This is a genomic window from Acidobacteriota bacterium, from assembly GCA_016196035.1.
Classification (GTDB): domain Bacteria; phylum Acidobacteriota; class Blastocatellia; order RBC074; family RBC074; genus JACPYM01.
In genome coordinates, this window is sequence record JACPYM010000035.1 from 19,294 (window position 1) to 39,477 (window position 20,184).

At 58.9% G+C, this 20,184-nt stretch carries 16 protein-coding genes; 14 read left to right on the forward strand and 2 right to left on the reverse strand.

Annotation, left to right across the window (positions count from 1 at the left end; translation table 11 throughout):
* Window positions 1-106 precede the first annotated feature (106 nt).
* The 14 genes from HY011_12615 (at window position 107) to HY011_12680 (ending at window position 18,709) form a co-directional block, all read left to right on the forward strand.
* Window positions 107-2,353 carry a RecQ family ATP-dependent DNA helicase gene (locus HY011_12615; GenBank protein MBI3423772.1) on the forward strand — a complete coding sequence of 749 codons (2,247 nt, stop codon included), beginning with the start codon at window positions 107-109 and terminating at the stop codon, window positions 2,351-2,353.
* 115 nt (window positions 2,354-2,468) lie between these two features.
* The gene (locus HY011_12620) at window positions 2,469-2,993 is read left to right on the forward strand and encodes an ureidoglycolate lyase (GenBank protein ID MBI3423773.1); all 525 of its coding nucleotides are present in this window, start codon (window positions 2,469-2,471) and stop codon (window positions 2,991-2,993) included.
* A 54-nt stretch (window positions 2,994-3,047) separates the two neighbouring features.
* Window positions 3,048-3,395, forward strand: coding sequence for a hypothetical protein (locus tag HY011_12625; GenBank protein MBI3423774.1), 348 nt, complete (start codon window positions 3,048-3,050; stop codon window positions 3,393-3,395).
* Complete coding sequence (locus tag HY011_12630; GenBank protein ID MBI3423775.1) at window positions 3,396-3,608, forward strand: AtpZ/AtpI family protein; 213 nt, start codon at window positions 3,396-3,398, stop codon at window positions 3,606-3,608.
* A 4-nt stretch (window positions 3,609-3,612) separates the two neighbouring features.
* The gene (rfbD, locus tag HY011_12635; GenBank protein MBI3423776.1) at window positions 3,613-4,476 is read left to right on the forward strand and encodes a dTDP-4-dehydrorhamnose reductase; all 864 of its coding nucleotides are present in this window, start codon (window positions 3,613-3,615) and stop codon (window positions 4,474-4,476) included.
* 16 nt (window positions 4,477-4,492) lie between these two features.
* Window positions 4,493-5,305 (forward strand): helix-turn-helix transcriptional regulator, encoded by an 813-nt coding sequence (locus tag HY011_12640; protein ID MBI3423777.1) that lies wholly within the window; start codon window positions 4,493-4,495, stop codon window positions 5,303-5,305.
* A 155-nt stretch (window positions 5,306-5,460) separates the two neighbouring features.
* On the forward strand, window positions 5,461-5,919 hold the full coding sequence (locus tag HY011_12645) for a VOC family protein (GenBank protein MBI3423778.1): 459 nt from the start codon (window positions 5,461-5,463) through the stop codon (window positions 5,917-5,919).
* Window positions 5,920-5,943: 24 nt separating this feature from the next.
* A complete protein-coding gene (locus HY011_12650) occupies window positions 5,944-7,185 on the forward strand; it encodes a TCR/Tet family MFS transporter (GenBank protein ID MBI3423779.1) in 1,242 nt (413 codons plus the stop codon).
* 104 nt (window positions 7,186-7,289) lie between these two features.
* A complete protein-coding gene (locus HY011_12655; protein MBI3423780.1) occupies window positions 7,290-7,898 on the forward strand; it encodes a hypothetical protein in 609 nt (202 codons plus the stop codon).
* A gap of 299 nt (window positions 7,899-8,197) precedes the next feature.
* Window positions 8,198-9,526 carry a DUF4872 domain-containing protein gene (locus HY011_12660; protein MBI3423781.1) on the forward strand — a complete coding sequence of 443 codons (1,329 nt, stop codon included), beginning with the start codon at window positions 8,198-8,200 and terminating at the stop codon, window positions 9,524-9,526.
* Window positions 9,527-9,954: 428 nt separating this feature from the next.
* The gene (locus HY011_12665) at window positions 9,955-13,680 is read left to right on the forward strand and encodes a beta-galactosidase (protein ID MBI3423782.1); all 3,726 of its coding nucleotides are present in this window, start codon (window positions 9,955-9,957) and stop codon (window positions 13,678-13,680) included.
* Window positions 13,681-13,814: 134 nt separating this feature from the next.
* Entirely contained in the window at window positions 13,815-16,349 is a 2,535-nt protein-coding gene (locus HY011_12670) for a TonB-dependent receptor (protein MBI3423783.1), read from the forward strand.
* Between the two features lie 327 nt (window positions 16,350-16,676).
* Complete coding sequence (locus HY011_12675; protein ID MBI3423784.1) at window positions 16,677-17,864, forward strand: ATP-dependent Clp protease ATP-binding subunit; 1,188 nt, start codon at window positions 16,677-16,679, stop codon at window positions 17,862-17,864.
* A gap of 80 nt (window positions 17,865-17,944) precedes the next feature.
* A complete protein-coding gene (locus HY011_12680) occupies window positions 17,945-18,709 on the forward strand; it encodes a hypothetical protein (GenBank protein ID MBI3423785.1) in 765 nt (254 codons plus the stop codon).
* A 53-nt stretch (window positions 18,710-18,762) separates the two neighbouring features.
* On the opposite strand, the gene HY011_12685 is transcribed toward HY011_12680, so the two are convergent.
* Both HY011_12685 and HY011_12690 read right to left on the reverse strand, forming a co-directional pair.
* Complete coding sequence (locus HY011_12685) at window positions 18,763-19,089, reverse strand: hypothetical protein (protein MBI3423786.1); 327 nt, start codon at window positions 19,087-19,089, stop codon at window positions 18,763-18,765.
* A gap of 5 nt (window positions 19,090-19,094) precedes the next feature.
* A complete protein-coding gene (locus tag HY011_12690) occupies window positions 19,095-20,138 on the reverse strand; it encodes an MBL fold metallo-hydrolase (protein MBI3423787.1) in 1,044 nt (347 codons plus the stop codon).
* Window positions 20,139-20,184: the final 46 nt, after the last annotated feature.

Genomic DNA, 20,184 nt, shown 5'->3' on the forward strand with positions numbered 1-20,184 from the left:
TGGCTGGCGAACAATGGGTGCCACTGCCAAGCGTTCGACAAGCTGGCAGCTTGTCGGACAGTCGCAGGCAGTTGCAGGAAAACATTTGTGCTAGACTTCGCGCCGCATGCCGACACTCACAGACGCTCAAACCGCGCTTGAACGCTACTTCAATTTCAGCCGCTTCCGCGAAGGGCAGGCCGAGGTGATTCGCGCCTTGTTTGATGGGGTCGACACCATCGCCGTGATGCCGACGGGCGGGGGGAAATCGCTCTGCTATCAATTGCCCGCCTTGTTGTTGCCGGGGACGACCATCGTGATTTCGCCGCTGATTGCCTTGATGAAAGATCAAGTGGATGCGCTCACCGCGCGTGAGATTGCGGCGACTTTCATCAACAGTTCGGTTTCGGTCGAAGAGCAACGCGCGCGCGTGCGGGCGATGCAGCAGGGCAAGTACAAGCTGGTTTACATCGCGCCGGAACGCTTCCGCAACGAACGCTTTGTCGAGGCCTTGCGCGGCGTCGAGGTGTCGCTGTTTGCGGTGGATGAGGCGCATTGCATTTCGCAATGGGGGCACGATTTCCGGCCCGATTACCGGCGGCTAAAAGAGGCCGTTGAGAAGATGACCCAAGCTGGCGAAAGGCCACAGGTCATCGCGTTGACGGCGACCGCTACGCCAGCGGTGCGCGAGGACATCGCCAAACAACTTGAATTGAAAAATCCTGCCAGCTTTGTCGCCGGGTTTGACCGGCACAACCTGACGCTGCGTGTGATCGGGTGCAAGAACGAGCACGAGCGCTTGAACCGTGCCGCGCAGATTGCCGAACACGCAACCGGGCCAGGCATCATTTACGCCGCGACGCGCAAGGTGGTCGAAGAGGTCGCGGGCAAGTTGCAGGCGCGCGGGGTCAAGGTCATGGCCTATCACGCGGGCCTCGGCGATCAGACGCGGGCGCGCATTCAGGAACGTTTCATGGGCGATGAACTCAAGGCCATCGTGGCGACCAATGCGTTTGGGATGGGCATTGATAAAAGCGACCTGCGCTTTGTGACGCATTACAACGTGCCGGGTTCGATTGAGGCGTATTACCAGGAAGTCGGGCGCGCGGGTCGCGATGGCTTGCCGTCGGTGTGCACCTTGCTGTTCAACTACGTTGATAAGCGCGTGCACGAATTCTTTCTCGAAGGCAGCCATCCGGGGCGCGACATCATTGAAACGGTTTACAGTTGTCTCTTGGCGACGGGCTTGGAAACAGTGCGGCTGTCGGTCAAAGAACTGAGCGGACGCACGGGCATCAAAAACGAGATCGCCATCAATTCGGCGTTGGTGGCGTTGGAAAAAGCCGGGCATTTGGAACGTGTGAGCGGGATGGACGAGTCGCAATGGCGCGGCGCGCGGTTGGTGGATCGCGTTGGCGTGACCGAACTCCAAGTGGATTGGGGCGAGATGAAACGGCGCGAAGAACTGGATCGGCGTAAGCTGCGCGAGATGCTCGCTTATGCCTATCACGAAGAGTGTCTGCGCAAATACATCTTGAAATACTTTGGCGACCGCAAAGAGGTAACGGGTTGCCGCTGTTCCAATTGTCATCCTGGCCTGTTCGTGCCGAAGATCGAGCCGGGCGAATTGCAGGTGCAGTCCGCGCCAAATGACGCGGCGGTTATCGCCGAACCATCCGTCCCGCGCGCGTTGAGCCAAGTCGAGCATCTGGCCGTGCGCAAGATTCTGAGTTGCATTGCGCGGCTTGATGGCAAATACGGCAAAGGGACGGTCGCGGGCGTGCTGCGCGGTTCAAAAGCCAAAAGCATTCTCAGCCATCAACTCGAACAGCTTTCGACCTACGGCATCTTGAGCGAATACTCGCAGGACGAACTGACGCGCTTCATCAACGCGCTGATCGTGGCGGGCTGCGTCAAACAGAGCGGCGGCGCTTACCCGACCATCAGCCTGTTGCCGCTGGGCAAAGAAGTGATGCACAACCGCGCGCGCGTCGAACTCGATCTGGAAGGCGTCGAGGCCGACACCAGCGAAGATTTCGACACCCTCGCCGACGTCAAACCGCGCAGCGAAACGCACGAACAGACTTACGAACTTTACAAACGCGGCTTGAACATTGCCGACATTGCGGCGGAACGTAATTTGAAACCGCTGACTATCGAACAGCATCTGGCCGAATTGCTCGAACAGGGGCGTGAGGTGCGCGTCGAAGATTTCGTCAACGAAGTGGATCGCGCGTTGATCGAAAGCGCGGCGCGCGAACACGGCTTGGAAAAGCTGCGTCCGATCAAAGACGCTGTGCCGGAAAGCATCGGCTATACGGAAATTCGGTTTGTCGTGGCGGCGCTGCGGGCGCAACAGAAGGCGCAGGCTTGAGCGCGTTCGGAAAATCAGGTGCAGCCGGGAAAATGATGATGGTATGATGAGTTCCGTTTTTGGCGTTGCAACGCCGCTTCCAAAACACAAAGCCTTAGAAAGTGAGAAGTACAGAATGACTACTGCTGCAACCGCACCGGCCCTGGCCAAGCGCAAAAGCGCGGGCGACAAATTGATTCGCACGATTGTGCTGACCGTCCAGCCGCTGACGCGCGAGGCCTTTGCACCCTACGGCGAACTGATCAACGAGCGCGGGCACATCGAATTAGACTTGGATGGCGGGCGCGCCAGCGTCTTTGCGCAAACCAACGAGGCGCATCCGTTCGAGTTCGATTTTCTGGGACGCCACTTGCGCACCGAACAGGTGTTTTCGCCGTTGGGCAATACTCAGTCCATCATTGCCGTCGCGCCGCCTTGCGCAGAAGGCACGGCGCTGCCGGACGAACGGCGGTTGGCGGCGTTTTTGGTGGATGGCTCGTGCGCCTTCAAATTACATCGCGGCACCTGGCACACCAGCGCGTTTCCGTTGGGCGAACGCGCGACCTTCCTGGTGCTGGATCGCGAAGGCACGCTCGAAGAGGATTACGATCTGCGCGATTTGAAAACGGCGCTGGGCGTCGTGGTCGAGATTCAACGTTAATAGTGGGACGGACTTTAGTCTGTCCTACCGATTTCATTCGGAGGAAGTTTATAAATGCATCGTTTGTTTCCGCTCTTATTGATTTCAACTGCTGTGCTCGCCGGCGCGTGCCGCGAAAAGGCGCAGACGAATACGCCGCCCAATGCGCAAGCCGCGCCAACACCGGCGGCGGCTGTCGTCACCGTTTCGCCGCAACCTGCCGGTTCGGTCAATCCGAATCAAGCCGTCGCCGTGCCGGGGCAGATGCCGAAAAACCTGAACGACATACCGGAACGGTTGCGTCGTCCGTTGACGCTGGAAGAGATCAAGCAATTGCCGCCCGAAACGCGCGATATGATCCTGAAGGCCATTGGCCAGCCGGTGCCTACCGGATCACCCGCGCCTTCGCCCAAGAAGAAATAAATGCCGCGCAAACTTTCCGAGGAAACCAAACTGGGGTTGGTTATGTCCGCCGGTATCGCCGTCGCGGGCAGTGTGATCGGCGGAACGTTGCTCGGCTATTACCTGGATGCCTGGCTGGGCACAGGGCCGTGGCTGTTGATCGTGGGCGTGATTCTCGGAACGGCGGGCGCGCTCATCTGGTTGTACCGGTTGGTCGCCCGCATACAACAATGAACCTATGAAAATTGCCATCACCGGCGCAGGTGGATTGGTTGGACAAAGCTTGCAGCAACATTGGGCGCGCACCTTCGCAACCGAATGCGAGGTGCGCGCCTTGTCGCATCAGGCTTTGGACATCACCGACGGCGCGGCGGTGCGCCACTGGTGCGAACGCGAACGCCCCACGCTGCTCATCAATTGCGCCGTCATTGACGTAGACCTTTGCGAACGCGACCTCGCCCTGGCCCAAGCGGTCAACGTGGACGGGCCGCGCCACCTGGCCGCAGCAGCGGCGGACATTGGCGCGGAGGTGCTGCATTTCAGCACCAATTACGTATTTGACGGGCGCACCCAGGGGCGCGTTTATACGCAGGCGGACAAAGCCTCGCCGATCAACAACTACGGACGAACAAAACTGGCGGGCGAACGGGCCGTGCAGACGGCCAATGCGCACAGTTACATCGTGCGCACGTCGTGGGTATTTGGGCCGGGCAAGGAAAGCTTCCTGGCAACGCTGCCGCGCAAGTTGCGCGCGGGTGAGCGTGTGCGGGCGATCACGGATGTGTGGGCGAGTGCGACGTATGTGAATGATCTGGTGGCGCGTGTGGCCGAATTGCTGGCGCGGCGGCGTTACGGCGTTTATCACGTCGTCAACGGCGGTGTTTGTTCCTATCACGATTACGCGCTGGAATGCGCGCGGCTGCTTGGATTGGATGAAGCAAGGATTTCCGCTTTGATCGAAGCCGTCAGCGAAGACGAGGCGCGGCGCTTGGCTGAACGACCGCGCTATACGCCGATGCAATGTTCGCTATCCGCCGAGTTGGGCCTGCCGCCGTTGTGTGATTGGCGGGCGGCCTTGGCGGCTTATGTTCAACAAAGCTAAAACGCGAGCGATACCGATGTTAATGCGTCATTACATTCCCGCGCCGCCGCTATCCGATTTTGTCGGCCTGTTCTGGCTTTACGAAGGCTATCGGCAGTCACATGCATTGGAACGCTGCCTGCCGACCGGCACGACGGAACTGGTCATCAATTTGCGCGAAGACCGCGTGCGCATTTACGACCGGCAGGATGTGCGGCGCTTTCAAACCTTACCCGGCGCGCTGGTGTGCGGCACGCATTCGGAATTTTTCGTGATTGATACCGACGAGCAATTCGCCGTGCTGGGCGTGCATTTCAAACCGGGCGGCGCGTTCCCGTTTTTCAACCTGCCCGCCAGCGAAGTACGCAATCAACACGTTGCGCTGGCCGATCTGTGGGGCGCGCGGGCGGGCGAATTGCGCGAACGTTTGCTGGCCGCGCCCACGCCCGAAGCCAAGTTCCGTGTGCTCGAAACGATTTTGCTGGCCCAACTCGCGCGTCCGCTGGAGCGGCATCCAGCGGTGAAATTCGCCCTGCGGCACTTGCCGCGCGCACGTTCGATGGCCGCCGTGACCGAGCAAATCGGCCTCAGTCGGCGCCGGTTCATTCAACTGTTTGACGCGCAGGTTGGGTTGACGCCGAAGCTATACGCCCGCGTGCAGCGCTTTCAGCAGGTGTTGCGCCTGACCCAGCGCCAGGCCGAAGTGGATTGGGCCGAGGTCGCGTTGCAATGCGGCTATTTCGATCAAGCGCATTTCAGCCACGATTTCAAAGCCTTCTCCGGTTTCACGCCGACGGCTTATCTGGCGTTGCGCGGCGCGAACCTCAACCACGTGCGCTTGCCGGATTGAGCCGCAGTCAAATTTCTACAAGAGGAACCCAATGGTGGTGTGCCAGAATCGTCTTGCCCACGAAACCACACGAAGCAGCGCGAAGAAGAAACAAAACCTTCGTGTTTTCTTCGTGTGACTTCGCGGGCAAGATATTCGACCCAAAGGAGCATTGTATGGCAGACAAAGTAAACCCCGTTCCCGCAGGCTTTCACACTGTGACGCCGTATCTGATCGTTAATGATGGCCACCGCGCGCTGGCCTTTTATCAACAGGCGTTCGGTGCAACCGTAAACCACTTGGACACCATGCCTGATGGGAAATTCCTGAACGCCGAATTCCGCATTGGCGATTCCAATCTGATGATGGGCGAGCACGAGAGGGACGCGCCCGAGGCTGGCAAATTGCCGCGCCTGAGCATTTATCTTTACGTCCCGGATTCCGGTGCGCTGCAGGCGGCGGCCATTGCGGCGGGCGCGAAGGAAATCTACCCGGTCAGCACCAAGTTTTATGGCAATCGTGAAGGCGGCGTCGAAGACCCCTTCGGCATTACCTGGTGGATCAGCACGCACGTGGAAGATTTGACGCCCGAAGAAATGCTGCAACGCATGGCAGAGATGAAGCCGCCTTCATAAACCAATCAACGTAGGGAGCAAAGAATGCAAAATAAACCAGCGGCTGTCCGTTTCATCCTCGTCACCGTCTTGCTGGATATGCTTGGCATCGGCCTGATTATCCCGGTACTGCCCAAGCTAGTGACCTCGCTTTATGGCGGCGATCTGAGCGAAGGCTCGCACGTCTTCGGCTGGTTTGTCGCTTCGTATGCGCTGATGCAGTTTCTGTTCGCGCCGACGCTGGGCAATCTGAGCGATGCTTACGGACGGCGGCCTGTGTTGTTGGTGTCGCTGTTGGGCTCGAGCTTGGATTATCTGATGATGGCCTTTGTGCCGACTTGGAAATGGCTGTTTTTGGGGCGTGTCGTTTCCGGCGTGACGGGGGCGAATATCGCCGTCGCCAACGCCTACATTGCGGATGTCACCTCGCCCGAAGAGCGTGCCAAGAGCTTCGGGCTACTCGGCGCGTGTTTTGGCGTAGGTTTCATCCTCGGCCCGGCGGTGGGCGGATTGCTGGGGCAGTACGGCTTGCGCGTGCCGTTTCTGGCGGCGGCGGCCTTGAATCTGTGCAACACGCTGTACGGCTTTTTCGTGCTGCCCGAATCGCACGCGCGCGCAAACCGGCGGCCTTTTGATTGGAGCCGCGTCAATCCGCTGGCTTCGTTGCGAACATTGGCGCGCTTTCCGGTCGTGCTGGGTTTGACGGCAACCATCGCGCTCGACCGCATCGCGCACGATTCCTTGCCGAGCACTTGGGTGCTGTTCACAACGTATCGCTTCAACTGGACGGAATTACAGAATGGCATGTCGCTGACGCTGGTGGGCATTATGTTTGCCATGGTATCGGGTGTTTTGACGGGCAGGATTGTTGGCAAACTGGGCGAACGGCGCACGCTGATCTTTGGCTTGTGCGTCAGCGCCACGGGCTATTTGATGTATGGGCTGGCGACGCGCGGCTGGATGCTTTACGCCACCATCGCGGCCACCAGCATTGGCGGCGTCGCGGGCGCGGCGCTGATGGCGCTGATTACCAAACTGGTGCCCGCGAATGAACAAGGCGCGTTGCAAGGCGCGCTGGGCAGTGTGCAAAGCGTGGCGGCGATCATTGGGCCGTTGATGGCGACCAGTCTGTTTGGCTATTTCACATCACCGCGGGCGCCGGTGCATTTACCGGGCGCGGCGTTTTTGGCGAGTTCGCTGCTGGTGGTGATTGCAATGTTGTTGGCGGTGCGCAGTGCGCCAGCAAGCCCCGTTGAGAAAGCGGAAGTCCGCGCCGCCGCGCTCTGATGAAGTGCGGCGATTGAGCTTTTTGAGCAAGCCCTCTAAGATCAACCGGCGGTTTTGGCAAGACTGAGCCTTGAATCAACAGCAACCTAACAAGGGAGTAACGTATGAAGCGTGCTCAATCAAATGGCTTTTTCTATTCTTCCGTTCGCACAGTTCTGGTTTTGGCTATTTCATCTTTGCTCTCCCAGGTTTCACCAAGCACAACTGCTGCCAATTCGTACTTGCCAGCTAAATTTCAAACACAAGAACCAATAAAAAGAAAACTATCGCTCGCCTATGATCCTCCTCCGGTCATTAAGTTGACCCGAATCAGCGGCGTTGATTCAGCAGATTTCCCGAATGATTTTGAAGTTGAGATCAAAAACATAGGGGACAAGCCCATCTATTTTATGTATTTGTACCTCGATTTGCCTGAGGTTGAAATTGGCGGATCACACTGGGTGTTTATCATTCAATATGGCAGAGGCGAATTGCTCGAGTTGAGGAACACAGCCAACGCGGACGATGTGCCAATCAAACCTGGCGAGGTGCATACTCTCAAGATACCAACGAATCAACTGAATAACTTTGCCAAACTTATGAAAGAGTTGGAGCCCACGAGAAGTGAAGCCCTTAAAATTACCAAAGTGCAGCTTAGTCCGTTCCTGATTAATTTTGGCGATGGCACGGGTTACATTCTTGGCAAACCAAATGGTAAGCAAGTCGGTCAATAGCCCAATCAAGAAGCTGGAATTCAAAATAACCTGAAGCATTCCTCTTACTGCTATGACGCAAACTGCTAGGCCTTAGCTTGACGCCAGCGGACGGCGTGCAGTAAAAGTCCGGCGCGGCGGTGCTGCTCCCGCCTGACCTTCTGACCGGATGCCCGCGCGTTCCGGCCTGTGCGAGGGTAAAGGGGATGGATGTCCTCGAGTTTGGTAGACATTGTTGATTGGCTACTCATCTTTTGGTTCGGAGTGGGCCACGGCGCGCGGGGTTGTGGTTTGTTCCGGGCACGTGAGGAGAGTCAACAATGACCGCACAAAAACACCTGAAACAACTCATCCGCGCTCGTATGCAAAAGACCGGTGAGCGTTACGCCACCGCCCGCCGCCACCTAATCGGCACAATTCAAACAGACAATTCAGACCCAAGCACGCGCTGGCATTTTCCCGGTAATGTCCCGGCGACGACGGCTTTGCGCATCATGCTCGCGCACCATGGCGTGCGCGCACCGCATACGGGCGAACCATTTACCGAAGCGATGCTGTTCGGCTTGGCGGGCGGCATTGGCATCGGCGTCTTTGCATTTTATTACCAGCGTGAGGACCACGCTTCGTTTTTCCTGGCGGGGCGGCATCAATGGCACGACGACGCGGCCTATCTTGCCGAAGCGTTGCAACGCTTTGGCATCAAACCGGTGATTCAGGAAAGCGGCGGGGCCAAAGCCGCTGAACAGCAATTACGCGCGGCCCTGGCCCACGGCCCTTGCATCGCCTGGGTAGACATGGCCGAGTTGCCGCACCGCGCCATGCCCAGCGAATTCAGTGGCGGCGGCTATCACGTGATCGTCGTCTATCGCGTGAACGACGAAGATGGCACAGCGTTGATTGGCGATCTGACTGACGCGCCGATCAGCATTCCGCTGGCCGATCTGGCGCGCAGCCGCGCGCGCATCAAGAAACAAAAACAGCGGCTCTTGTCGCTCGACGCCAAGCCAGCCAAACCAAATTTGAATTTGGATTCGCTGGTGCGCGTCGGTTTGCAGCGTTGTCACGAAGTGCTGCAACACCCCACGCTGCCCGGGATGAAAAGCAACGGCAAGCTCGAAGCGCTGCGCACCTGGGCGCAGCGTTTGCACGGCGGCAAAGACAAAGAAGCGTGGGGGACAATTTTCAAACCGGGCGCGAATCTCTGGCGCGGGCTGACCTGGATTTATGATTGCATCGAAAATTACGGCACGGGCGGCGGCCTGTGCCGTCCGTTGTTTGCCGAGTTCCTGCAAGAAGCCGCGTCGGCGCTGGGCCAGCCAAAATTCGCGGCGCTGGGCGAACAGTACGCCGCACTGGGCCGTCAATGGAGCGAACTGGCTGAAGCCGCCTTGCCCGATGACGTACCGTTGATGCGCGCAGCCAAAGAGCTTTACATTCGCCGCCGCGAATTGCTGCACGATGGCGCACCCGTGGCCGATGTCCGCGCGGTATGGCAAGAACTGGGCGCCTTGGCACAGCAGGCGGGCGCACAGTTTCCGCTGACGGACACGGATTGCGGGGCGTTGCGGGCACAACTTCAGACGCGAGTGTTGGCACTGTATGAAGGTGAAGTGGCGGCGCAAGCGGCGTTGCTCACGACGCTTGCTTGAGACTGTGCTTAACCTTTGGAGTGCGGCGGTACGGCGCCGCTTTTCATTTGCGGCTAACTGGCGCAAGGGATTCTGAAGCCCTCAAGAGCAAACGAAAAGTGGGGTCGAGCGATACCGCTGGCGATGCGCCAAGTTGTCCGACAAGCTGCCAGCTTGTCGTGGTCGTGGATGGCGAACATTGGGTTTAACGGCCAGGCGTCCGACAAGCTGGCAGCTTGTCGGACATTCGCCAGCGGTATCTCGAGCCACGACGTGCCAGAGTGGCCCATCTATCGGGAACTGAGCTTGTCGGACATTCGCCAGCGGTATCTCAAACCACCGCACTCCAAAGACGCGGCGCGTCGAAAAGCACTCAAGCATCGGCTAAGATACGCGCGATGCGCACAGCAAATTTCAAATCTCATCAAGCTGGTAGGGCGCGGTTTAGCGTGCGCTTTTCCTTCATTGCCTTACTTGCCATGCTTGTCCTCAACGGCAAACCGGGCGACACCCAGGTGCAACGCAACCAGCGCCAGCCGATCCAAATCGTCAACGGCTACCCCGAATTCCAATTCCACGGTCAACCCTTCTTTCCGCACAGCACGGCGTTTTTCTACAACCGCCTGCCGCGCAGCGAATGGGCGGCGTCGCTGGTCAAGCTGAAAGAGCTGGGCATCAACACGATTGACCTGTATCTCACCTGGAGCTGGCACGAGCCGGAAGAGGGCCAACTTGATTTCGACGGGCACAGCAATCCGCGCCGCGATGTCAAAGCCTTGCTGGCGATGCTCGACGCGATGGGGTTCGCGGTGATTGCGCGGCCGGGGCCGGTGATTTTGAACGAGTGGCGCAATGGCGGCTATCCCGACTGGCTGCTCAAACGGCCTGAGTATGCGATGCACGAGGTCGCGCGGCTCGATGGGCATTACCCGCCGCTGTCGGGCCTGAGCGCCAGCAATTCCGAAGAGGCGAGCAAGCAATGGCTGGCGAATGCAACGCACTTGAGCTACACGCGCAAATGGTTCGGCGAGGTGATGCGCGAGTTGCTGAAAGACCGGCAGGCGACGCAGGGCGGCAATGTGATTGCCATTCAGCTTGATGATGATCAGGCGATCAATCGGGCGAATTATAACGGGCCGGTGTTCTGGCAGTACATGACGACGCTCGCCGGTTATTTGCGCGCGGCGGGCGCGACGGTGCCGCTTTACATCAATCCGACCGATATGCGCGTCTCGGCTGCCGGAGCGCCGCACAACATCGGCGCGATGGGGCAGTGGTATTTCAACTTCGGCAACGACCCGGCTTTGCGTTGGGAAGACACGGCGGTCTTGCAGCTTTACGCCGAGACACTCAAGACCCAGCCGCGCTTCCCGCCGATGCTGATCGAATATCAAGCCGGTTGGTACGGCACGGGCGATGATACATACGCCAAGACGGCGGACACGACCAACACGCTGCTCTCGTCGCGTGTGTTGTTGGGGCACGGCTTGAAGGGGCTGAATTACTTTCCCGTGCAAGACACGCTCTATCCGGCGGGTTACGAAGTGCCGTGGGCGAATCATTACTACACCTGGGAATCGGCGCTGAATCTGGCCGGGCAGGAGCGCCCGCGCGCCGAGGCGGTGCATCGCAACGGACGTTTGATTGCGGGCTTGGGGCGCGAATTGGCGCAGATGCACAAGGTGGCCGATGTCGGATTGGTCTATCCGATCAGTTCGTTCGAGCAGGCGATGTTGACGCGCGAAGACGTGCTGCGCATTTCGCGCGCGACGCTGCAAATCCAGCAGTATTGCCAACTCAATCAGGTCGCGGTCGAGTATCTGGATTTGGAATTCCAACCGCTGGAACACCTGCAACGGCACAAGGCGCTGTTGTTGCCGGTCTTTGATGACGCGGCGTTGGCGCGGACGGCGGCGACGGGCAGGGAAGAGATCACGGCGGCGAATGAAACGGCGGCGGCAGGAGAGACGCGAAAGGGCGGCAAGCTGCAATTGTCGCGGGCGGCGCAGCAGAAGCTGGCGGATTACGTGCGCGCGGGCGGCAAGCTGATTTGTTCGCCGCGCGCGCCGCAGGGCGAAATCATCGGACGGTTGGCGGGCAATGCGAACGTGCTGGTGTTGCCGGAGGCGTGGTGGCGCGACGTGCCGCTGGAACCGGGCCAGGTGACGGCGTTGCGGGTGTCAGCAGGCATTGCGCAGTTCGCCGGACAGTTTGCGGATTTGCTGTGGCGCGCGGGGGGGACGCCAATCGGGCCAAGCGTGGTGAATGCCGCCACGCCGTTGGCTACGGCGACGGTGCTGACGCTGGGTGAGGGCGCGCCGCGCGGCTTGCTCTGCCTGACCAATTTCGACGAGCACGAGGCGGCGCGGCTGACGTTGCGCGAGTTCGGTGCCCGTGTTTGGCTGCGCCCGCGCGAGGCGCTGCTGTTGCCGTATCACTTGCCGTTGTTCAACCGCGAGGAAGAGCCTGCCCGTAGCGCGGCGCGCGAAGAGATCGTCTGGGCGACGGGTGAATTGGTCAGCCGGGAATTTGCTAACGGGCGGCTGGCGCTGCGGTTTTATGCGCCGGATGAAATGGCGGTTGCGCTCAAGCTGGCGTACAAACCGGCGGGCGCGGTCACGGTGGACGGCGCGCCCGCGCAAGCGGACTTTGATGAACAGCGCGGCCAATTGCGGATTGCGCTCGCCACGCCGAAAGCCGGCGGCGCACCTGAACGCGAGGTGTTGATCGAATACGAACGGCCCGTCACTGAATTGAATGTCAAGACCACCAGGCTGCTGGTTGGGCAGGACAATCAAATCAGCGTTGAGATCAACAATCGCTCCGGCGCTCTATTGCGCGGCACGCTGACGCTGCTTGTGCAAAATGGTTTGAAACAACAGCGTCTGACGCAAACCGAAGTCACCGCGCCGCCGGGGCAACACACGTTGAGTTTTAGTTTGCCGGTCGGCGCGGCGGCGGTCGCGGGCGATTGGTATGACTTGCGAGCGCTGTTCGTGGACAACGGACACTCGTATTTCTCGCCCACCCAACGCGCTGAAATCTCGCGCCGTTTCAGTTGGGAAATCCTGCCGCCTGTGACTTGGCCGTTGCGCGCCGATACGGCACAGCGCATTACGCCGCCGTTGTTCTATCCTACTGACGACAACGCGACCGAAGCGAAATTGAAATTGCAAATGACCAATCACAGCCCGCAACCGTTGACGCTCAATCGTTCGGCCTTGGGCGTGGCTTCCGAGCCGCTCAAGCTGAAGCCGGATGAAGTGGTTGTGGCCGATTACACCTACAGCTTTGCGCCCGGTGCGCCGCAGGTGCTCAATCCGTTTGAGATCGCCATCAGTGACGGCGCGACGACCGAGGTAGCCAAGGCGGCTTTCGTCGCATTGAAAAAAGGCGCGGCGGTGGCGTTTGCCTACGACGTGGATCAGGACGGCTTTGACGATTACGTGCTGGAAAACGAACACCTGCGCTTGATCGTTTCGCCGAATGCGGGCGCGCGGGCGTTTGCCTTGATAGACAAACACAGCGGCGTGAATGCCTTTACCAGCGTGGGCGGCTTGCGCGATAAATTCGTAGAGCTTGATCCGACCGACCCGACGCGCAATGCGCGCCGCAAGCGTGGGATGTATGGCACCTTCAATCGTCCTTACGCTGCTGAAATCTTATCAGCGCAAGGCGCGCGGGCGGCGTTGCGGCTAAGTTATTACGCGGCGGATGCCTACCCGGATGGCGCGCGCATTGAGCGGTTCATCGTGCTGGCAGGTGGGGCGGACTATTTCACGGTGGATTATCTGGTGACGCCCAAAACGCCCGATGGTGTGCAGGCCTTTTGGTCCTCGAATTCGCTGGCGATTGGCGATCCGGTCTTGCAAACGAAACGCTGGGTTGTGGTCACCGGTGCATTCGCTTTTACGGCGGCGCAAACCAAGACGCTGGACGTAAACAGCGGCTGGGTGGCGGCGCCCGTGAATCCGACTGCAACCTTGGCAGTGTTGTGGCGTTCAAGCGAAGTTCAGACGGCGGAGGTTGAGATGAAAGACTTTTCGTCTTTCATCAATTTGAAATTCAAACCGTTCGTGACCCGCGAGCCGCAGGCTTATCGCGTGGCCTTTGCGCTGGGTGCGTGGACGCCAGCGCGCTTACTGGCGGAGCGGGCGCGGATTTTGGGGCGGTAGAAAATCGCCGCCGCTTCGTGTAGCCTAACGGTGGAAAAAGTCGGCAGTTACCCCTGGCCGATCAAATAAGAGACTCGCACATTTGATCCCCTGACGTGAGCGAGCGACGCAAGAGAAGAAACGGGAGTTACGCAGTGAACGCATTACATCATCGTTATTCTGCCAGCCTTTGCCTGGCCTTATTTCTGGCTGCGCTTTCTTTTGCCACCACGCCGCGCGCCATCTTTGCTCAACAACAAAGAACCACCCGGCAAATTCATGTCACCGTTGTGGATGACGCGGGCGCGGCAGTGCCTGAAGCGACCGTGCAATTCAAACGCAAGGGCGAAGTCGTCGGCGTCGTCGCCACCGATGCCAAGGGCGAAGTCGTCGCCAATAATTTCCCGCCGGGCAGTTATGAGGTCATCGTCACCAAAGACGGTTTTGAAGCCAAAAGCTACAAGGACATTTTGTTGACCGAGGAGATGTCGCCCGCCATCAAGTTCGAATTGAAGGTGAAGGGCCTCTCGGACAAGGTCGAAATCAGCGCCAGCGCCGCGCCGACGGCGTTGCCCGAACAGTCCGCCACGACAGCGGCGGCGGAAGTCAGCGCGGAGCAGGTGCGCTATTTGCCGAACAAGCCGACCCAGGTGAGCGATGCCTTGCCGCTGATTCCGGGCGTGTTTCGCACCTTTCAAGGCGAGATCAAGATTTCGGGCAGCGGCGAAAATCGCAGCGCCTTTATCGTCAACGCGCACGATGTCACTGACCCAGCGACAGGGCAGTTCGGCATGACCGTGCCGGTGGATAGCGTGCGCACGATCAGCGTTTACAAGACACCGTACCTGGCGCAATACGGGCGCTACACCGCCGGGGTCGTTTCGGTCGAAACCAAACGCGGCGGCGACAAATGGAATTTTGAGTTGAATGACCCGCTCCCGGAGTTCCGCATTCTCGACGGCGGTTTGCGGGGTCTGCGCGAAGCCACACCGCGCATCGTTTTCAACGGGCCGCTGATCAAGAACAAGCTTTATCTTTCGGAAGGCACCGAATATGCGATCCGCAAGCGCCCCGTGCAAACGCTGGAATATCCGAACAAAGAAACGAAGTCGGAATACATCAATTCGTTCACGCAACTCGATTACATCGTCAATGATCTGCACCAAATCACGGGTACCTTCCATTTCGCGCCGCGCAAAGACCAATACGTCAATCTGGACTTTTTCAACCGCCGCCCGGTCACACCGAACTGGAAAGGCCGCGATTTCACCGGCACCTTGATTGACCGCTACACCCTCGGCACCAGCCTGCTGGAAAGCGGATTGTCGGCCAAGAGCTTCACGATTGATGTGTGGGGCCAGGGGCGCGCCGAGATGAACATCTCGCCGGTGGGCAACACGGGCAACTATTTCAGCGAACAGAACCGCGCCGCCTCGCGGGTGGAATGGACGGAAACGCTGGCGCTCTCGCCGATCAATGCGTTGGGCGCGCACAATCTGAAATTCGGCACGGTGCTGGCGCGCACGACCAATGACGGCCAGTTTTTGGCGCGCCCGGTCAACATCACGGATGCGCAAAACCGCCTCTTGCGCCGCCTCGAATTCACGGGCGGGCAGCCCTTTGATTTAAGCGACACCGAAGTCGCCGGCTTTGGGCAGGATCACTGGAACCTGACGCCGAAGCTCTCACTCGACGCAGGACTGCGGTTTGAGCGGCAGGGCATTTCGGGCGTTTACCGCTTTGCGCCGCGTGTGGGATTGGCCTGGACGCCGTTTGCCGATCAGAAGACGGTGGTGCGCACTGGGTACGGCATCTTTTTCGACCGCGTGCCGTTGAGCGTTTACGCCTTTGGCCAATTCCCTGAGCAGCTTCAGTCGAATTACGATTTGAATGGTAACCTGATTGGCGTGCCGGTGCGTTTTGCCAATCTGATCGGGGTTTCGGGACAAACGGGGACGACCTTTATCGGCGGCAGCGAGCGCGCGGGCAACTTCGCGCCTTCGAGCGAAACCTGGAGCGTGGAGATCGAACACGCGCTTTCCGCCAACCTGAAGCTGCGCGCCAATTACCAGCACAGCGATTCGGATGGCATCGTGACGATAGCCCCCCGCACGACGCCGGGGCAAGAGGCGCTGCTGCTCAACGGCAACGGCACTTCGCGCTATCGCCAATTGGAGCTGACCGCGCGCGTCACCTTGCGCGAAGGGCGGCATCAGTTTTTCCTGTCTTATGTCAACAGCCGGGCGCGCGGCGATGTGAACGAGTTCAACAGCTACATCGGCAATTACCCGTTCCCGGTGGTGCGGCAAAACCAATACGCGCGGCTGAACGCCGATTTGCCGCATCGGTTTTTGGCGTGGGGCACGCTGAATCTGCCGCGGAAGATTCGCTTTTCGCCCACTGTCGAATATCGCAGCGGCTTGCCATTTTCGACCACTGATGCGCGGCAGGATTTCATCGGGCAAATCAATGCGCTGCGCTTCCCGCGCTTTCTTTCCATTGATGCGCGCGTGACCAAAGACTTTCAGTTGTCGCCGAAATATGGGCTGCGTGTGTCGGTGCGCGGGTTTAATTTGACGAACCATTTCAATGCGCTGGATGTGCATCGCAATCTGGGTGATCCGCTGTATGGCGCTTTCTTTGGCAATTATCAGCGGCGGTTCATGCTGGATTTTGATGTGTTGTTCTAATGTCGGGACGGGTGTTGGGCTGCCTTTCATTAACATACTCTGTGCGCCAGAGATGGGTGGCAACGTTGATTGAAAGCCTGGGGGTGATGAAGTATGATGCGCCGCGTTTGCAGAACTGGATTCCCAGCCGCAACGTGCGCGGCGACCATTTGAAACGCAAGCGCGCACGACATCCCACGCAACAAACGACGATTCAAAACGGGCAGTACAAGCGGTTCAGGCAAAAAGTAGTCGCAGCGGTGCAGACGCTTGATCTTCGAGAGGGCGAAAGCGTGCAAGCTGAGTTCGATCCCCCGGATCAGCACAGCGTTGAGGAGACGAAGCAAGATGAGCAATCAAACAGGTCAAAAAACGGCATTGAGTCCACACTATCTGAACCCCGATCTGAAAAGCCCACTGGCGCAGGAATTCGAGGACAAGCTCACGGCGCTGATCGTCGGGCAGGATCGCGCCGTGCGCCGCTTGACTGGCTTATATCAAATCTATTTGGCGGGCCTCTCGCATCCGGGCCGCCCCATCGGCACGATGATCTTTCTAGGGCCGACCGGCTCAGGCAAGACGCGCGTCGTCGAAGCCGCCGCGCAGGTGCTCTTTGGCGATCCCATGCTGGTTACCAAGATTGATTGCGCCGAGTTTCAGCACTCGCATGAGATCGCCAAACTGATCGGCTCGCCGCCGGGCTATCTGGGGCACCGCGAAACTTCGCCGATGCTGACGCAGGAAAATCTGGATCGTTCGCACAACGAGACGCACAAGCTTTCGCTGCTGCTGTTTGACGAGATCGAAAAGGCCAGCGATGCGCTCTGGCAATTGCTGCTCGGCATTCTGGACAAAGCGACGCTGACGCTGGGCGACAACCGGCGGGTGGATTTTTCGCGCACGATCGTGGTGCTGACGTCCAATCTGGGCGCGCGCGAGATGAGCGAATTGATTTCGGGTGGCATCGGCTTCGCGCCGAAATCCGGCGTGATTGACGCCGAGGTGGATCAGAAGATTTACCGTACCGCGCTCGAAGCCGCGCGCCGTAAATTCTCGCCGGAATTCATGAACCGCATTGACCGCGTGGTGGTATTCCGCAGTCTGCGCGATGAACATTTGCGGCAGATTCTGGAAATCGAACTCAGGGCCGTGCAGCATCGCGTGATTGAGGGCACCGGCACGAAATTCATCTTCCGCTGTTCTGACGCCGCCAAACAGTTCCTGCTCGACGAAGGCATTGATTTCAAATACGGCGCGCGCCATCTGAAACGCGCCATCGAACGCTTCCTGGTCTATCCGTTGTCGAATCTGATTGCGACCGATCAGGTGGCCTATGGTGATTTGCTGTCGGTGGATTTCTCGCCCGAAGTCGGCAAACTGGTTTTTGCCAAAGAACACGGCGGCGCGTTGGTGATGACCGAAGGCGGCGAGCGCGTTTTGTCTGAACAGGCGGTCGCCAATCACAGCACCAGTTCGTTTGCGTTGGCCATGCCCGAAGCGGCCCCTGCGCGTGCGCGCGTCAAAGAGGAAGATTGAGGACGCTTTTGACCGACAGGAACCAAAGGGGCAAAGACCCAGCCAGTCTTTGCCCCTTTCTTGCTTATGAGGAGGAGAGGATGAAACGGCTGCTCTTACAAGTTGCTTTTGTCTGTTGCGTGGCTGGCGTCGTCCTGGCGCAAGACCCGCTGAAGGTTGCCCCGGACGCTTACAAACTGGAATTTGAGAATGCGTATGTCAAAGTGCAGCGCGTGCATTACGCCGCGCACAGCAAAGTGCCCGAACACGACCACACGGCGTTTGGCGCGGCGTATGTTTACCTGAACGACGCCGGGCCGGTGATCTTCAAACACATCGGCCTGAGTTACGGCGCCGTCACCCGCCCGGCGGTCAAAGCGGGCAGCTTCCGCCTTTACAAAGCCGTCAAAGAAACGCACGAAGTCGAAAACCCCGGCGACACGCCCAGCGACTTTCTGCGCGTCGAATTCAAAACCGAACCCGCCAAAGACGCCAACACATTACGCGGCAAATTCTTTCGTGAAGACGTTCCCGCTGGCGAGAATTTTCAAAAGGTGCAATTCGAGAACGAACAAGTGCGCATCACGCGGCTGGTTTGCGCGCCGGGCAAGCCGTGCGAAGTGAAGACCAATGTCACCGAACCCGCGTTGCTCATTGCGCTCACGCCCGCCCAAGTCGCGCAATCGAAAACTGCCTGGACAAAGTTGGAAACGGGAAAGACGCGCTGGCTGGCGGCTGGAAAAGCGCAGCAATTGGGGGCGGTCAACAACACGGCGGCGGAATGGCTGCGCTTCGATTTCAAAACGCCGCCGTTGAAAATCGGCGGTGCGGAGAAAGACAAACCGCACGTGCATCCGCAACAGTAAAACCAGTGTGAGCGAAGAAAATATGCGGCGCGTCAAAAGCGTCAAGTCCGCAGTCAATTCAACCCATCCGCCACTTCGATTTCCATCCGCAACAGCGCCGAACTCAGCGTCTTGCCCTGCGGATCGGTCTTGAGCGAAACCGTCCCGCCGCCGCCCAGGCTCTCGTGCAAGAGAAAGTTCAACGACTTCAGATTGGGCAGTTCGTAGCGTTCGACCGCACCTTGGCAGATGCCGGCGAAATGCTGTTTGACACGCGCGGCGGTGACCTCGGCGACTAGCAGCGGGTAATACTCCGGTTTGAGCGCGATCAAACCGATGTTGGCGGTGTCGCCTTTGTCGCCGGAGCGGGCGTGGGCGATTTGTAGCAGTTGGATTTTCATAGTCCTTATTTCACCGGAAAAGTTTGGCTCTTGCCAGTGCGTCCATTCGTTACCGCAAACGACTTCTTCCCCGCGTCCACCGACACGGTAATCATATTCGCCGCATCGTTCTTGTCGTCCACATTGGCGATGAACTCTTCGGCCACATTCTGTTCCGCCGTCAGCGTGATGTTGCGGTGCCCTTGATAGAGCGCCTTGAGCGACGGCAATTCGCGCAACGCCTTGATCGTCGTGGCCGAACCGCCTTTGCGCGGGCCGTTGTTCATGATCGCCACCGTCGGTTTGACCGAGGCGAGCAGCGCCGTGTTGTTGCTGGTGTCCAGGCCATGATGCGTGACTTGGTACAAGTCCACTTCGCCGATCAGGTTGGCGGGGCAGGCGAGTTTGTGTTCGATGTTCCAGGTCAGGTCGCCGCCATCGAAGAAATCGAACGCGCCGTAACGCAGCAAAAAGGCCACGCTGCGCGCATTGTCCGACGGGTCTTCGGCTTGTGTCGTGGCGGTGGCACAGGCCGGATTTTTCGCGCCCGCCATACCTTTTTCCGCGACGATTTCGCGCGCGGCGGCCAGTACCTGCAAGGTGACGGGCGGCAGTCCGGCGGCGCGTTTCAGCTTGATCGAATCACCCGGTTTGAGCGTGATCGTCTTGTCTTTGGCGGCGGCGCGATAGGCGGCGTATTTCGGGGCGAAGTCTTTATCTTCGGTCAACTCGGTCATTGGCCCGTGGTCATAAAAGTTGATGACCTTCACGCGCTTTGCCAGTTCGGGGATGCCGCCGAAATGGTCTACGTGATAATGGGTCATGATCAAGTGGTCAATTTGCGTGAGGCCCGCCTGCTTCAGCGCCTTTTCGATGCGCGTCGCGTCACGCCCGTCAAAGCCCGGCCAACCCGCATCCACCAGGATGGATTCGCCGGCGGGCGTGACGATCAGCGTGGAGGCGCCGCCTTCGACGTCAACGTAGTAAATGTCGAGCGTGGTGCGGTTGCCTTGCGCCAGTGTGAGCGCGGGCATTGCCAGCAAGACCAAAATTGCTAAAAACTGTTTCATCGTAATGTTCTCCAAAATTGAGGTTGTTTTAGACAAGCTGGATAGG

Coding starts and splice junctions, on each gene's coding strand:
- HY011_12650 (MBI3423779.1), top strand. CDS start 5,944: ATGCAAAATAAACCAGCGGCTGTCCGTTTCATCCTCGTCACCGTCTTG.
- HY011_12625 (MBI3423774.1), top strand. CDS start 3,048: ATGCATCGTTTGTTTCCGCTCTTATTGATTTCAACTGCTGTGCTCGCC.
- HY011_12685 (MBI3423786.1), bottom strand. CDS start 19,089: ATGAAAATCCAACTGCTACAAATCGCCCACGCCCGCTCCGGCGACAAA.
- HY011_12675 (MBI3423784.1), top strand. CDS start 16,677: ATGAGCAATCAAACAGGTCAAAAAACGGCATTGAGTCCACACTATCTG.
- HY011_12680 (MBI3423785.1), top strand. CDS start 17,945: ATGAAACGGCTGCTCTTACAAGTTGCTTTTGTCTGTTGCGTGGCTGGC.
- HY011_12630 (MBI3423775.1), top strand. CDS start 3,396: ATGCCGCGCAAACTTTCCGAGGAAACCAAACTGGGGTTGGTTATGTCC.
- HY011_12690 (MBI3423787.1), bottom strand. CDS start 20,138: ATGAAACAGTTTTTAGCAATTTTGGTCTTGCTGGCAATGCCCGCGCTC.
- HY011_12615 (MBI3423772.1), top strand. CDS start 107: ATGCCGACACTCACAGACGCTCAAACCGCGCTTGAACGCTACTTCAAT.
- HY011_12645 (MBI3423778.1), top strand. CDS start 5,461: ATGGCAGACAAAGTAAACCCCGTTCCCGCAGGCTTTCACACTGTGACG.
- HY011_12660 (MBI3423781.1), top strand. CDS start 8,198: ATGACCGCACAAAAACACCTGAAACAACTCATCCGCGCTCGTATGCAA.
- rfbD (MBI3423776.1), top strand. CDS start 3,613: ATGAAAATTGCCATCACCGGCGCAGGTGGATTGGTTGGACAAAGCTTG.
- HY011_12640 (MBI3423777.1), top strand. CDS start 4,493: ATGTTAATGCGTCATTACATTCCCGCGCCGCCGCTATCCGATTTTGTC.
- HY011_12655 (MBI3423780.1), top strand. CDS start 7,290: ATGAAGCGTGCTCAATCAAATGGCTTTTTCTATTCTTCCGTTCGCACA.
- HY011_12620 (MBI3423773.1), top strand. CDS start 2,469: ATGACTACTGCTGCAACCGCACCGGCCCTGGCCAAGCGCAAAAGCGCG.